The organism is Rhodococcus erythropolis NBRC 15567, from assembly GCF_001552595.1.
In the GTDB taxonomy this organism is placed as follows: Bacteria; Actinomycetota; Actinomycetes; order Mycobacteriales; family Mycobacteriaceae; genus Rhodococcus_F; species Rhodococcus_F erythropolis.
In genome coordinates, this window is the sequence record NZ_BCRM01000001.1 from 58,705 (window position 1) to 72,364 (window position 13,660).

Below are 13,660 nucleotides of genomic sequence, written 5' to 3' on the forward strand. Positions count from 1 at the left end.
GTAGAACACAGAGCGAGCCGCGAAATATGCGATTCGGACAAATTGTTGGACAAACGTCCAACCGGCGAAATTTCTCCACTTGTCTGACCGCTCTGCACTGCTTTAACGTGGCGTGAAGTGGGCCCGGTAAACGGTCAGGCGATCGCGCGGCGCATCAGTTCTGCCGTCTCCTTGTTGAATGCGACCAGTGTGACCGTCTCGACCTCGGTCTTCGCCGTGCGAATCGCTGAAACGGCCTGTCGGACCGCATCTTCCTTCGGCCAGCCGTAAACCCCTGCCGAGATCAACGGAAAGGCGACGGTTCGTGCGCCGATCGAGTCGGCAACGGCGAGACTGCGGGTGTACGCCGACCGAAGCAATCCGGATCGGTCCTCGGAGCGCGAATACCTCGGGCCGACGGTGTGAATCACGGCCTTGGCGTGGAGCTTTCCCGCGGTGGTGGCCACGGCCGCACCCACCGGGAGGCCGTCGGGAAGGCTGGTGTTGCGCAATACCTCGCAGGCCTTCAGGATCTCCGGTCCTCCGGCTCGGTGGATCGCGCCGTCGACACCGCCACCGCCGAGGAGCCTGGAGTTGGCCGCATTGACGATGGCGTCGACGGTCAGCGTCGTGATGTCACCTTCGACGACTGTAATAGCGGGCATGGATCCTCCTGTGTTTCCGACGGCTGTGTTTCCGACTGCCGTGTTCCAGAGTTCACGCTTCGGGCGAGCCCACGGCATAGCCGAGCGTACGTCGTAGGGGTCACGTCCGATCAACATCGAGTATCGCGCCGCAACCGACGGTGTGCGACTGTGCGCCTGAACGCAATGAAGGAGTACGCGCTTTCCCTCGGCCCGCAACGCCTGGACGGTGCGCGCTGCGTCGTCGAGAACGAACTCGAGGTTGGCGTTGGAATCGTGACCGTCGTCGACCAACCAGAACTCGACGTGATCGGAGCTGACCTGCCGTGTTCCCATGCGGCACAGGCTGACCACGGCGTCGTAGTCTGCAGTGGACACCGCATCGACGCCGCCGAGCATGACGCCGTCGTCGTGCGGATGTGTGGTCAGGTGGTGGGTCCCGCGGAATTTCGAGTAATCGAGTTCTGCCGTCGACGGCCATCCGTTCTTGTCGTCGGTACCGCCGCGAGCAGTCTTGATCGCCAGGCGAACCAGATCGGAGGAACGGTATCCCGGCCAGCCGTGCATGATTCGGCGCCAGCGGGCGGGAACCGCCGACGCTCCCCAGCGGGCGCCGAGGAGGCCACCCGCGATGGCCGCAGTCGTGTCGGTGTCCCCGCCGGCTCGTACGGCTGCTTCCAATGCGTACTGGAGGTGGCGAGCGTCGGCATTGTCCGTGGAAGTGATGGCCCACCAAGCAGTCTGAAGTGCATGCACCACCCAACCGTTCTTGGAGAAGTCCTGCGGGTTCCCGGTTTCGGCCTGATGGAGCAGCGGGCCCCAGTATTCGGCGACGTCCTGATCGGCAACGGAGAGGAAGCCGCGAACACCGTCGAAGTTGCCGGCGACAACGGCATGGCGGATGGCATGGGTCCACAACTCGCACGCCTGTCCGGCACGCGGGTCGTCGTGCGTGAGTGAACTGATCCGGTGCGCTGCCGACCTGGCACCTTCTGCATCGTCCAAGTAGGAGAGGGCGACGGGAGCAGTCCGCATGAGCGAGCCGTTGCCGGCCTTGCGGCCGCTGATCGCCCGCGCACGATCCGCCATCGCCGCTGCGCTTTCGGAGCGGGCAGACAACACTGCTCGCGTCTGGTTGCCGATGTCCGCGGGCGTCGAGTCGTACCACCGGATGAACTGTGCTGCAATGGCATCAAGACCGCCAGAGCTTACGATGTCGATTCCGGTAGCGGCCACCTCGGCGATCGCAACTGCCATCGAGGTGTCGTCGGTCCATTCTCCCGGTGCCCAGTTGAACGGGCCGCCACCGATCATGTCGATGTCGATCTCGGCCTTCGGATAGGTGAATTCGTAGCCGGCGCCGAGTGCGTCTCCTGCTGCGGTGCCGAGCAGAACGCCGGCCGCTCGATCGGACTGCTGTGCGGTGAGTTTCATAGCCACCTCTTCGGTTCGCGATGATCGTTTGATCAACTTTGCGCTAACCATAGATCATATTTGAGATAACATGCAAGGGTGAATAAATGGACAGACACGAGCGGCAAGCGATTGACGGACTATCCGCGTCCGTCTGTGGCAGTGGACGTCGCGGTGCTGACGTACAGCGGTGGATCTCTGAAAGTTCTGGTGGTTCGGCACCGTCTCGGTGCGCTGGCGCTACCGGGAACATTTCTGCACGAACGCGAATTGCTCACGGCCGCAGCCGATCGTGCCCTGTCGGTCAAGGCAGAGTTGGCCCAGACGAGCTTTCACCAGTTGGCGATCTTCGACCGACCGGACCGCGACGACCGTGGATGGGTTTTGTCGGTCGCACACACGGCTTGCCTACCGGAATCGGCACTGCCCGATTCGGCGCTTCTCGTCGATGTGTACGACGACGAGGCAGTGAGCGGACTCGCATTCGATCACGCCGACATGGTGCGACTCGCGGTCACGGACCTACGCACGAGGTATGCGTCGTACGTGGATCCGGACGGATTGTCGGGCGGGACGTTCACCGTCGCCGAACTTCGGGGACTGTACGAGGTGATCTTCGATCGTCCGTTCCAGAAGGACAGCTTCCGCCGGCAGGTGTTCGACGCGCTCGAAAGTACCGGCGAGATGAGCAGGCCAGGTAACGGCCGACCCGCCGAGACGTACCGGAGGCGGGGTGACGGTGCACTGACTGCGCAGGCAATGGCATTTTTGACCGGATGAAGTGAAACGAATTCTTGCAGTTCTGCTGACCTGACGCGCTGAGCTGGGTAATGTCCGATTGATGGGTGCAGTTTCGAATGAAGCCGAGTCCAAGATTCCGACTGTCGTGTGGGGTACCGGCAACGTCGGGCGTGCATCGATTCGCGCTGTGACAGCCAATCCGGCCCTCGAACTTGTCGGCGTCATCGTTGCCAACCCTGCAAAGGTCGGGCGAGACGCCGGTGACCTCGCGGATCTGGGAGTGCACCTGGGCGTCGCGGCTACCGACGACGCCGATGCCGTGCTCGCAGCGTCCCCCGGCGCGGTGGTCTACGCGGCGTCCGGCGACATTCGGCCCGATGACGCTGTTGCCGACATCACGCGGGCGCTGGCCGCTGGAGCTGTAGTGGTCACGCCGTCGGTATATGCGCTGTACGACCCGAAATCTGCGCCTCCCGAACTTCGTGATCCCGTTGAAGCTGCAGCCAAGGCGGGCGGCGGCGCTCTGTTCGTCTCCGGTATCGACCCAGGCTGGGGCAACGACATCCTGCCGATTCTCGTCAGCGGGCTCGCGGGGACAATCGACCAGATCCGGTGTCAGGAAATCTTCGACTACACGACCTACGAACAGCCGGATTCTGTCCGCTACCTGATCGGGATGGGTCAGCCGATGGACTACGAACCTCCGATGGTCGCGCCCAGTGTTCCCACCATGGTCTGGGGCGGGCAGATTCGGCTCATCGCCCGAGCGCTCGGGGTGGAACTCGACGAGATCCGCGAGACCTTGCTGCGCCGCCCGCTCGAGGAAACCGTGTCGACCGAACATATGGGGGAGTTCGCGGCCGGCACCCAAGGCGCACTGCGATTCGAGGTTCAGGGAATCGTCGGCGGGGAACCCCTGATCGTGATCGAACACGTCACGCGTATTCATCCGTCCTGTGCCCGCGACTGGCCGCTCCCGCCAGACGGAGGCGACGGCGCGCACAAGGTGATCGTCGAAGGACGACCACGAATCGAGATCAACGTCGAAGCCACCGATGAAGGTGGAAACCGCGCGGCCGGTGGAAATGCCACGGCCGTAGGACGTCTCGTCAACGCAATTCCGTGGCTACGTAAGGCTGAACCCGGCCTCTACGACGCGCTGGACGTTCCGCTCACACCCGGCGTCGGCAAGCTCGGTGCCCGAAACTCGGAGGTACTCACATGAATATCGACATACCCGAAGGCAAGAACCCGATCGGCTACGTGTGGGGCGAGATGGTTCCCGGCATCGGGCCCGCGGCCGCCGGGTTCTCCCAAAAGGTCTACACGGACGGCACTCTCGGACTCCGCGAGTTCGAGGCGGCCAGGCTTCGGATCGCTCAGATCAACGGGTGCATCTTCTGTCAGGACTGGCGCACCGAGCGTGACGGCGAGACTGTGGAGTCGACATTCGATCAGGCTGTCACCGACTGGCGCACCACAGATGCCTTCGACGTCAGGACGCGCCTCGCTGCCGAATACGCCGAGAGGTACGCCCTCGACCACCACGGGCTCGACGACGAGTTCTGGGAACGTATGACAGCTCACTACTCCCAGCGAGAAATCGTCGAGTTGAGTATGTGCCTCGGATCGTGGTTGGCCTTCGGCCGGCTCAACCACGTCCTCGGCCTCGATACTCAATGTGTGTTGCCCGGCAACTGAACCTAGTTGCCCAGCGTCGTCAGATCCGGGTAGTTCGAGACCTCCCAGCCGCCGTCGACGACCAGACTGGTTCCGGTGATGTACGAGGCGTCGTCGCTGGCGAGATAGAGGCAGGGGCCCGCGATCTCGTCGGGAGTTGCCGCTCGGGACATGGGGATTCGGCTGAGAAACATGTCGCGGGCGGGTTCGTAGTTCATGACCGGCGCGACCAGTGGCGTGTCGACCAGGCCGGGTAGAACGGCATTGACCCGGATCCCCGACGCAGCGAGTTCGATCGCGGCATTCTTGCTGAACATCTCGACCCCGGCTTTGCCTGTCGCGTACGCGCTCCCATAGGGGCTCGGCACGTGCGCGTTCAATGAGGACACGTTGACTATCGCACCACCGCGACCATGCTCTCGGATATGCCGCGCTTCATGTTTGGTGCAGAGGAAGACGCCCTTCTGCACCAGGTCGATGGTGAAGTCCCAGTCGGCCTCGTCGAGGTCGACGATCTGCCCAACCCGCGACGCCCCGGCAACGTTGAAAGCCAGATCGATACCGCCGAATTCCGCTGCCGCAGCGGCAATAGCCTCGGCAACATCGGACTCCTTGGTGACGTCAGCGGGAACGGCGAGGAAAGACGCGCTGTGCTGGGAGGCTATCTCCTTCAAACCCTCTGCATCGATGTCTATTCCGGCTACCTGTGCGCCTTCGCCGATAAGTCGTAGTGCGATGGCTGCACCGATACCTGATGCTGCGCCGGTGACAACCGCGGTTTTGCCGGCAAATCTGGACGTGTTAATGGGCACCTGCTTTCAAGAACTTTCCGGTTCGGCGGTTGCCGAGAACGGGTGCTGCTTCTCCGTGGCCGAAGACGTACTCGCCGCCGACGAACACTGCGGTGACGGTCTGATCGTTGCGATTGACCATGCGGGAGAGGTTGTCGTACTCCGCGACCGGACTTTCGGCGTACGTCTCGAGTGAATCGTCGAGATGGGCGGGATCGATCACAACCAGATCGGCGCGGTCACCTAATCGAAGGTGCCCGGCATCGACGTCGTACCACTCGGCGAGTTCGCCGGTGAGGCGATGCACCGCTGCCTCGACGGTCATGAAGGGACGGCCGACCTTTTGGGCATCGTAGACACGTCGTAGTAGTCGTAAGCCGAAGTTGTAGAACGCCATGTTGCGCAAATGCGCTCCGGCGTCGGAGAACCCGAGTTGGACACCGTTGTCCTGGGCGAACTTGTCCAGAATCTCCGGTCGGTGGTTCGAGATGGTTGTGCGCCAACGCACTTTCGTGCCGTGTTCGAGGACCAGATCCAGGAATGCATCGACAGGGTGGAGGCCGCCTCGTTCGACACCGACCTGCCCGAAGCTCTTGCCGACAAGGGATTCGTCGGGGCAGGAAACGATTTCGGCGTCGAAGAAGTCGCGGTGCCAGACTTTGACGCCGAATTTTTGATCGTAGTCCTTGCGGAACTGTCGACGGTACTTCTCACTCTGCATCAGGACGTTGCGTTCCATCTCGTCGGTCAGATGCAGTGCTGCAGCGCCGGATCCGAACTCCTCGAAGACAACCAGGTCGATGCCGTCGGCATATACCTCGAAGGGAACTGGCAGGTGCTGCCAGCGCAGGTCGCCGCCGAGTCGATTGACCAAGTGTGCCAGTGGGCCGAGGATCACCACGGCCAACTTGTTGGACTTGATGTCGGCCGCCGAAAGCATGCTCGTCTTGAGTCGCTTACGCCAGATACCCGCGCTGGAGAACGCCATAGCTCCGGTACTCATCGGGTTGGAGAGGTCAGGTCCGGCCTGAAATACCCGTCCTCGGCGGCGCAGGATCGCATTGAGTCGGCGTCGTTCTTTCGTGGTTGCATACGTCGACGGCAGCGTGCGTGAGCGGCAGGTCTCACCGTCGAGTTTGTCGAACAACAATTGCTGACTGGACATCCCGACGAATCCTGCGTCGAGAGCTTCGGTCAACTGTGCTTCCATCGACGCGAGTTCGGTGTCGGTGGGGTGCACGTCCTTCCGGGTAGCACGATCCAGTCCCATCTCGGCGGCTCGCATGTCGGAGTGTCCGATGAAGGCTGCAACATTGGGACCTAGCGGAAGCGCCTCGAGCGCAGCAACATACTCTCTCGCGGAGTTCCAGGTCTTGGCCCGCGTGAGTGCTTCGACGACGTGCTTGCGTGGAATAGCTTCGACGCGGCCGAAAAGGTCGCCGGCGTCCGACGGGCTGGCGTGAATGGTGGACAGGGAACACGATCCGACAAAGATCGACGTGACCCCGTGTCTGAGAGATTCGCTCAGCGCCGGGCCTTCGAGGATCTCGACGTCGTAGTGAGTGTGGATGTCCACGATGCCCGGGATCACCCACTTGCGCCGCGCGTCGATGACACGGGGACAGTCGGTTTCGTCGAGTGGATCGAGGGAGATGGCAGTGACCAGCCCGCCGCTGATACCCAGATTGCGGACAGCTGGTTTCGCCCCGGTGCCGTCGAACCACAGACCGTTGTTGATCACGGCGTCGTAGGTCATGAGATAGCCACCTTTGCGCGTATCGTCTTCCCGGTTGCATTGCGAGGCAGAGGAGTTGTGCTCAGTTTCCACTTCACCGGCACCTTGAAGTAGGCCAGTCGTTCGGCGACATAGTCGCGTAGTTCTTCTTCGGTCGCCGCTCGCTCACTGCGAAGAACGACAACGGCCGCCACTTCTTGACCGAGGTCTGCCGAATCAATGCCGATCACAGCGCATTCGAGTACCGCGGGATGCTCGTCGATGCACTGCTCGATTTCGAGAGGGTAGACGTTCTCGCCGCCGCGCAGGATCAGATCGGACCGGCGGCCCGTCAGGCGGAGTCGGCCGTCTTCGAGAACTCCGAAGTCGCCGGTTCGGAGCCATCGGTCGGGACCGATGGCGGCAGCAGTCGCAGTCTCGTCGTTCCAGTATCCCGACATCACATACGGACTGCGAGCGCAGATTTCGCCCTCCTCGCCGTCGGGAACCGCAACACCGAATGGATCACGGACCTCCACACTCACACCGATGATGGGTCGTCCGAGAGTTCCGGGGAACGCGGCGAGTTCTGGTGGCGTGGCAACCGAAATGCCGGTGGAGGATTCGGTGAGCCCGTAGCTGTCGACCAAGGTGTGCTGCGCAAAAGGCAGTCGTGCGCGCAGGCGGTCCTGCAAGGCCGGAGATGACGGCGCAGACGCGAGTGCAAAGGCGCTCAGTGAGGTCAGGTCGTACTTCTCGAGACTGCCATGTTCGAGGAGACGGGTTGCCATGGTGGGGACCACCGCCCAGTTGGTGACCTTCTCGCGTTCGACAAGGGAAAGGACTTCGTCGACGTCGAAGGCGCCCTGGTGGATGACCACCGCTCCGCCCGTTGCGAGTCGTGGGATCGCCAGGTTATGCAGGCTTGCAATGTGAAACAGCGGCGCGGTCAGCAGATACCGCAAGTCACTGGGTCGGCCGTCACTGGGTCGGCCGGTGAATGCCGCAGCGAGGCGATCGCTGTAGCGGTGGTAGTCGATGACGGCCAACACGTTTCGATGAGTGTGAACAGCTCCCTTGGGGCGGCCGCTGGTTCCGCTCGTGTAAAGAATGACGGCCGGATCGTCCTCGTCGACGGACGTGCGGGGCAGTGCCGAACCCGAATACTTCTCCATCAAGGCCGGTAGATCTTCTTCCATCGTGAGCACGGGAACATCCGTGTTCACTTCGGAAAGAACTTGTGCGCGTTTGGCGTCGGCGATCACCACGGTGGGAGTGGTGTGATCGATGCCGTACTGCACTTCACGGGCCACCCACCACGAGTTGAACCCGACGGCGATGGCGCCAAGCGACTGAGCCGCCCAGAAGGTCATCACCCATTCCGGCGTATTGGCGGCGAGGATGCCCACCCGATCGCCCTTGCGAACGCCGTAACGCTCGCGCAGCGCAGTGGCCAATGCTGCTACGGCCTCGCCGTGCTCGAGGTAGCTGAAGCGTCGGTCCTTGGTCACCAGGTAGTCGCGTGATCCGCAATCGAAGGATGCAGCGAGCACGTCGCCGAGTGCCTTGTCACGGTTCTTCATGACGGGCATCGAGCTGCCGAGTACATCCTCGACTTGCATCTCGAAAGGACCACCAGGGCCGGTCAGCCCAGCCATGACGGACGCGATGAATGCTTGTGTATCAGCGGAAGTAGTCACGTGAAGTGCCTTTCGAAGATTAGGGTACGAGCACTGCGCGTCCGGTGACCTTGCCGTGTTCGAGACGGTCGAGTGCGTCGCGGGCATCAGCGAGGTCGAAGCGGGCTACTTCTACCGTTACCAGACCGGCCTGTGCCAGGGCGATGGAATCGACGAGGTCGTTTCTGGTGCCGCCATAGGACTTCCGGATCGATGCACCCCACGGCCAGCCCGGTCCGCCGGCAGCTTCGGCTGTGATTCCCGGGTTTCCGCCTCCGAGACCCACCATGCGATACGCGCCGTTCGGCGCAACCGCTTGAACGGACATCTGTGCCGTTGCGTCGATACCGACGAAGTCGAAGATGACTTCTGCGCCTCTGGCCGACGTGAGGTCGAGGATGTGCTGCGCGGTGTCCGGTCCCGATTCGAGCGTGATGTCGGCGCCGCACCGTTTGGCGAGATCGAGTTGATCCTGTCCGACATCGACGGCGATGATGCGCACGGCACTGATTGCGCGAAGTATCTGTACTGCAACGTGACCGAGTCCGCCGACGCCGATCACGACGGCGGTGGCACCGGGCTGGAGATGTTCGCGTGCGCCGCGAATGGCGTGGTAGCTCGTCAGTGCTGCATCGGCGAGCGGTGCGGCCTGCAGGAAGTCGAGGTCTCCGATGGGTACGAAGGAGCGAGCCGGGATCTTGACGTACTCGGCCATTCCGCCTTCGGGACCGAGCCCGGGGCAGGGCGGCATCGCGGTGCGTCCAGCGGCGAGGCACATGTTCTCGTTGCCGCTCATGCATTCTCGGCACTGTCCACAGGACCAGCACAGGTAGACGACGCCACGCTCTCCGACGGAACGGCCGTCGACGCCACTCCCGACGGCTTCGATCGTTCCGGCAATTTCGTGGCCGATGGTCAGCGGTTCTTCGCGCATCTTGTACGGAAAGTGCAGGAGATGCAGATCGGAGTGGCAGATTCCCGCTGCGCCCACCCGAATCAGCAGTTCCGATGGACTGATCTCGGGGATCGGCACGTCGTTGATCTCGAGGAGACCAGGCCCCATGAGCTGAGCTGCCTTCATGAACTGACCTCGCTGATCTCGGAGTTGTACGCAGCGCTCAGATAGGCGTTGCTGCGGTCGGACCCGATCAGACCGGGTGCCATCTTGTTCATGACGTAGGCGAAAGTCATCCGGCGGTCCAGATCGTTGACCAGCATCGAGCCGCCGATACCGGCCCACCAGCAGGCGCGTCCGTCGGGAACCAGGGGTGCGGTATCCGGGTGCGGCAGTCCGTATCCGATGCCGAACTTGAGCGGAGTCATGATCCCGAGGTCGATACCGTCGGCTTGGATCTCGAAGATCAGGTCGATGGTGCTCTGCGAGAGCAGCTTCTGGCCGTCGAGCACACCACCGTTCGAGATCACGGATTGGATCCGAGCGATAGAACGTGCGTTGCCGTGGCCGTTGACTGCGCCGATCTCGGCCTCCCGCCAGGGCGCGGTGTTGACCTCGGGGTAGTCGAGCAGTGGGCAGGTCAGGGTCTTGATGAAGATGCTGTCCTGGTCGAGCGTGGACAGGTCGAACTCCAACGCGGGCGGCGGAACCATGGTGGCGATTCGACCGAAATGCTCTGCGGACGTACCGATGTGGAAGTCGGCTCCCAGTGGACCGGCAAGCTCTTCGGCAAAGAACCTGCCGAGGGTCCGACCGTCGATGCGACGAATGACCTCACCGACGAGATGGCCGTAGTTGATCGCGTGATAGCCCGACGCCGTACCTGGGGTCCACCAAGGCTTCTGGGTAGCGAGGCGAGCGGTGGACGTCTCGAGGTCGTAGATGTCCTTCAGCTCGATCGGGCGCTCCCAACCGGAGACGCCAGACGTATGCGACAGAAGGTGGCGAACTTCGATGTCTTCCTTGCCGTTTACCGCAAAGTCGGGCCAGTAGTGAGCAACCTTCTGGTACACGTCCAATTGGCCGCGTTCGACCAGCAGGAGCGCACACAGAGCCGTCATGGTCTTGGTGATGGAGAAGGTGTTGACGATGGTGTCCGGGCCCCAAGGAGTGGTACGGGATTCGTCGGCGTATCCGCCCCAGATGTCTACTACGGCTTCTCCGTCGACGGTGATGGCGATGGAGCCACCCAACTCCTCACCGGATTCGAGTTGCGCCTCGAAGGCGGTGCGGACGGCTTCGAACTCGTTGTTGCAGTGACCGTTCACCGTGCTCATGCGCGATCCGCCTTCTCGAGTTCGTGTGCTGCTGCACGCGCCGCAACAGGTAGTTTGTTCCCCGAGGCCGCGGCACGCTTGGTGCCCTTGGCAATTTCCTTGTTCATGTTGCGGACGTACGGGTCGAACTCGAGCTGAATGGTGTGGCGCGGTGACTTGTAATAGGGGGCGAGGAAGTACGCCTCGTCGGCCTTGGTGATCTCCTGCATCTCGTTCGCGGACGGCAGTTGGTATTTCCCGGTCAGGTAGGCGGCAACGAGCTTGCTCTGCTGCTCGGCGAAGTTGACGAGCGTCGGCATGGGCTGAGCCAGTCCCATGAAGAAGAGGTTGTCGATTCCGGGCTTCATCATGCGTTTGAAGAGTGGGAAACGGTTGTCTTTGTCCGGCAGCAGGTTCGGGTCGTCGAAGAAGGGGAAGCTGATGTTGTAGCCGGTGGCGCAGACGACCACGTCGACGTCCTCGGCGGTGCCGTCGGCGAAATGAACCTGCTTTCCGTCGAGTTTGGTGATCGCCGGCTTGAAGGTGATGTCGCCGGACCCGGCGCGTCCCAAGAACTCGCCACTGGCTGACGGATGTGCCTCGAAGGGGCGGTGGTCCGGCTTGGGTAGTCCGTAGCCCTCCATGGTTCCCAGGTTCTTGCCGAGGAATCGACGACTCAGGAACAGGCGCAGCCCCCGAGGCATCCAGGGCGGGGTGATCAGTTTGTCTCCCGGCACGCCGCCCAGGTATTTCGGCAACACCCACACGCCGCGGCGCGCCGAGACGATGAGCTTGTCGGCGAGGTATCTCTGCCCCAGTTCGGAAGCAATGTCCAAGCCGGAGTTCCCCATTCCGACCACGACTACTTTCTTGCCGCGCATGTCGATCGGATCGAACGGGTCGTTGTAGCTGTGGCTGTGCATGAGGACGCCGTCGAACTCGCCTGGGTAATCCGGGATGTTGGGATCCCAGTGGTGACCATTGCAGACCATCAGGACGTCGTAGGTACGGACTTCGCCGTCCGAGCGCGTGACGGTCCACAGTCCGTTTGCATCACGCTCTGCGGCAACAACACTGGTGTTGAAGATGATCGACTCACGCAGGCCGAAATGCTCGACGTAGTCCTTGAAGTACTGGAAGAGTTCGGAATGGTGGGGGAAATCGGGAAGGTCGGCAGAGACCGGGAAGTCCTCGAATGCCAAGCGCCACTTCGACGTGTCGATATGCAGGCTCTGGTAGCAGGCCGACATTCCGTTGGGGTTCTTGTAGTACCAGTTTCCGCCGACCTCGTCGGACGCTTCGTAGCAGTCGAAGGGTATTCCGAATTCCTTCATTCGCTTGGCCGTCGTGATTCCGGTAGGCCCGGCGCCGATGATGCAGACGCTCGGCAAGGGGGAGGGGCTCATTCGCCATCGCTTTCTGTTCTGTCTCGGGCGTGCGCGAAGAAGAATCGAAGCCCGAGAAGTGACTTGAGTCATAGTGCGCCATTCGCTGACGATGTGTCAATGAATGACGCAATGTTTTTTGATGACGGTGAGTCGGTGATTTGCCAGGAAGTCGAAATGCGAGCAAGGTGGGCGACGTGAGCACGACTACCGATGGCCCGAAGAACAGGCGGGGAACCCTTCGCGACGAGCAGAAACGCGCGACGCGGGCCAAACTCGTGGACGCCGCACGCACTCTGTTCGAGGAACGGGGATACGCGGCTGTCACGGTCGACGACATCTCCTCGGTCGTCGGATGCAGTAGAGCCACGTTCTACGTGCATTTCGCCAGCAAGGTGGAGATGCTCAAGACGATCGGCGCGGCCGGGATGGCGGCGAGTGCGTTCGCTTTCTACATCGATCTCGATCGGGTCCTCGACACGAACTCTCGCGTGGAGTTCACCGCATGGCTGGAGCGTGCCTTCGACTGGTTCGACGAGAACAAGCGCCTGCTGCCGGCGTGGGACGAGGCCGTGGCACTCGAACCGGAGTTCCGCGAGACAGCGCGAGACGGTATGACCGAACTGCCGAATGCCATGCCCAAGTATCTGGGTCGGTGGCCGGTGGAACAGCATGACGAGGCGAGGTTGCGCGTCGAATTGCTCGTGAGCCAGCTGGAGCGATTCTTCACACGCTGGGCCGTGCAGGGGACGATCGACGTGACTCGGATGCAGGCGGCCGAGGTTCTGACCGACATCTGGTTCCCGGCCCTGTCGCCGGAATCCAAGGGCGGCGACGAGCGGTAGGGGCTAGCTCGGATCGATCTCCACGCTGATCGCACCGATGAGGAGTTCTCTTGCTCGTTCGATGGAAATCGAGCCGCTCAGCCAGCGTTCACTCAGGCCTTCGACCAGTGCAGTGAGTCGTTCGGCGGCGTCGGCCGGGCTTGCCTTCGGATCAGCGAGGCCGACGTCCTGAGCTTGCCGGATCAAGGATTCGACGTCGTCTGCCCATTTCTGCGTTGTGGTACGTAGTGATTCGCGTAGCTCGTCTGCGAAGACGGCGCTTGCCCGAAGTTCGCCCCATGCAATGCTGTTTTCGCGAATCTTCGGCGAGTTCTGAAACTCCAGCAGGAGCATCTGGTCGAGCTGCGCGCGCGGGTCTGTTTCCGTGAAGGCATCCTCGGTGTACAGCGCGGCGCGATCGTTGATGTGATCGAGGGCCCGGCGCAGCACACCGGCGCGGTTCTGGAAGTGGTAGTAGATCAGCGCGGTCGACACCCCCGCCTCGGCGGCGAGCGTTTCCACTCTCAGCCCGCGCACGCCGTGCTGGGCGATGACGCGGACTGCCGCTTCCAAGATTTCCGTTTGACGGTTCGACACGA

Annotated in this window: 12 protein-coding genes; 4 read left to right on the plus strand and 8 right to left on the minus strand. The window is 62.2% G+C overall.

The features are described from left to right. Nucleotides 1-134: 134 nt before the first annotated feature. Nucleotides 135-2,057 (minus strand): O-acetyl-ADP-ribose deacetylase, encoded by a 1,923-nt coding sequence (locus RE4_RS00285; RefSeq protein WP_060937774.1) that lies wholly within the window; start codon nt 2,055-2,057, stop codon nt 135-137. Between the two features lie 78 nt (nt 2,058-2,135). Between RE4_RS00285 and RE4_RS00290 the strand changes: the two genes are divergently transcribed. The 3 genes from RE4_RS00290 (at nt 2,136) to RE4_RS00300 (ending at nt 4,478) form a co-directional block, all read left to right on the plus strand. After that, nucleotides 2,136-2,816 (plus strand): NUDIX hydrolase, encoded by a 681-nt coding sequence (locus RE4_RS00290; protein ID WP_047889437.1) that lies wholly within the window; start codon nt 2,136-2,138, stop codon nt 2,814-2,816. Between the two features lie 61 nt (nt 2,817-2,877). Continuing rightward, on the plus strand, nt 2,878-4,002 hold the full coding sequence (locus RE4_RS00295) for an NAD(P)H-dependent amine dehydrogenase family protein (protein WP_019745892.1): 1,125 nt from the start codon (nt 2,878-2,880) through the stop codon (nt 4,000-4,002). Further along, entirely contained in the window at nt 3,999-4,478 is a 480-nt protein-coding gene (locus tag RE4_RS00300) for a carboxymuconolactone decarboxylase family protein (RefSeq protein WP_046379544.1), read from the plus strand. Before RE4_RS00295 ends, RE4_RS00300 begins: the two co-directional genes overlap by 4 nt. 2 nt (nt 4,479-4,480) lie before the next feature. Here RE4_RS00300 and RE4_RS00305 read toward each other — a convergent pair whose 3' ends face one another. The 6 genes from RE4_RS00305 to RE4_RS00330 are packed head-to-tail and all read right to left on the minus strand — an operon-like array spanning nt 4,481 to nt 12,258. Next, the gene (locus RE4_RS00305; RefSeq protein ID WP_020971227.1) at nt 4,481-5,269 is read right to left on the minus strand and encodes an SDR family NAD(P)-dependent oxidoreductase; all 789 of its coding nucleotides are present in this window, start codon (nt 5,267-5,269) and stop codon (nt 4,481-4,483) included. Beyond that, nucleotides 5,259-7,004, minus strand: coding sequence for an N-acyl-D-amino-acid deacylase family protein (locus RE4_RS00310; protein ID WP_060937775.1), 1,746 nt, complete (start codon nt 7,002-7,004; stop codon nt 5,259-5,261). Before RE4_RS00310 ends, RE4_RS00305 begins: the two co-directional genes overlap by 11 nt. Beyond that, a complete protein-coding gene (gene casG / locus RE4_RS00315) occupies nt 7,001-8,662 on the minus strand; it encodes a steroid-24-oyl-CoA synthetase (protein ID WP_060937776.1) in 1,662 nt (553 codons plus the stop codon). Before casG ends, RE4_RS00310 begins: the two co-directional genes overlap by 4 nt. Before the next feature lie 19 nt (nt 8,663-8,681). Beyond that, nucleotides 8,682-9,722 (minus strand): NAD(P)-dependent alcohol dehydrogenase, encoded by a 1,041-nt coding sequence (locus RE4_RS00320; RefSeq protein WP_020909584.1) that lies wholly within the window; start codon nt 9,720-9,722, stop codon nt 8,682-8,684. Then, on the minus strand, nt 9,719-10,873 hold the full coding sequence (locus RE4_RS00325) for a serine hydrolase domain-containing protein (RefSeq protein WP_060937777.1): 1,155 nt from the start codon (nt 10,871-10,873) through the stop codon (nt 9,719-9,721). Before RE4_RS00325 ends, RE4_RS00320 begins: the two co-directional genes overlap by 4 nt. Beyond that, nucleotides 10,870-12,258, minus strand: a complete 1,389-nt coding sequence (locus RE4_RS00330) for a flavin-containing monooxygenase (protein ID WP_020971222.1) — start codon at nt 12,256-12,258, stop codon at nt 10,870-10,872. Before RE4_RS00330 ends, RE4_RS00325 begins: the two co-directional genes overlap by 4 nt. A gap of 167 nt (nt 12,259-12,425) precedes the next feature. On the opposite strand from RE4_RS00330, the gene RE4_RS00335 reads away from it, so the two are divergent. Continuing rightward, nucleotides 12,426-13,082 carry a TetR/AcrR family transcriptional regulator gene (locus RE4_RS00335; protein WP_021333340.1) on the plus strand — a complete coding sequence of 219 codons (657 nt, stop codon included), beginning with the start codon at nt 12,426-12,428 and terminating at the stop codon, nt 13,080-13,082. 3 nt (nt 13,083-13,085) lie between these two features. Here RE4_RS00335 and RE4_RS00340 read toward each other — a convergent pair whose 3' ends face one another. Continuing rightward, nucleotides 13,086-13,658 carry a TetR/AcrR family transcriptional regulator gene (locus tag RE4_RS00340; protein WP_046379538.1) on the minus strand — a complete coding sequence of 191 codons (573 nt, stop codon included), beginning with the start codon at nt 13,656-13,658 and terminating at the stop codon, nt 13,086-13,088. Between the last annotated feature and the right edge of the window lie 2 nt (nt 13,659-13,660).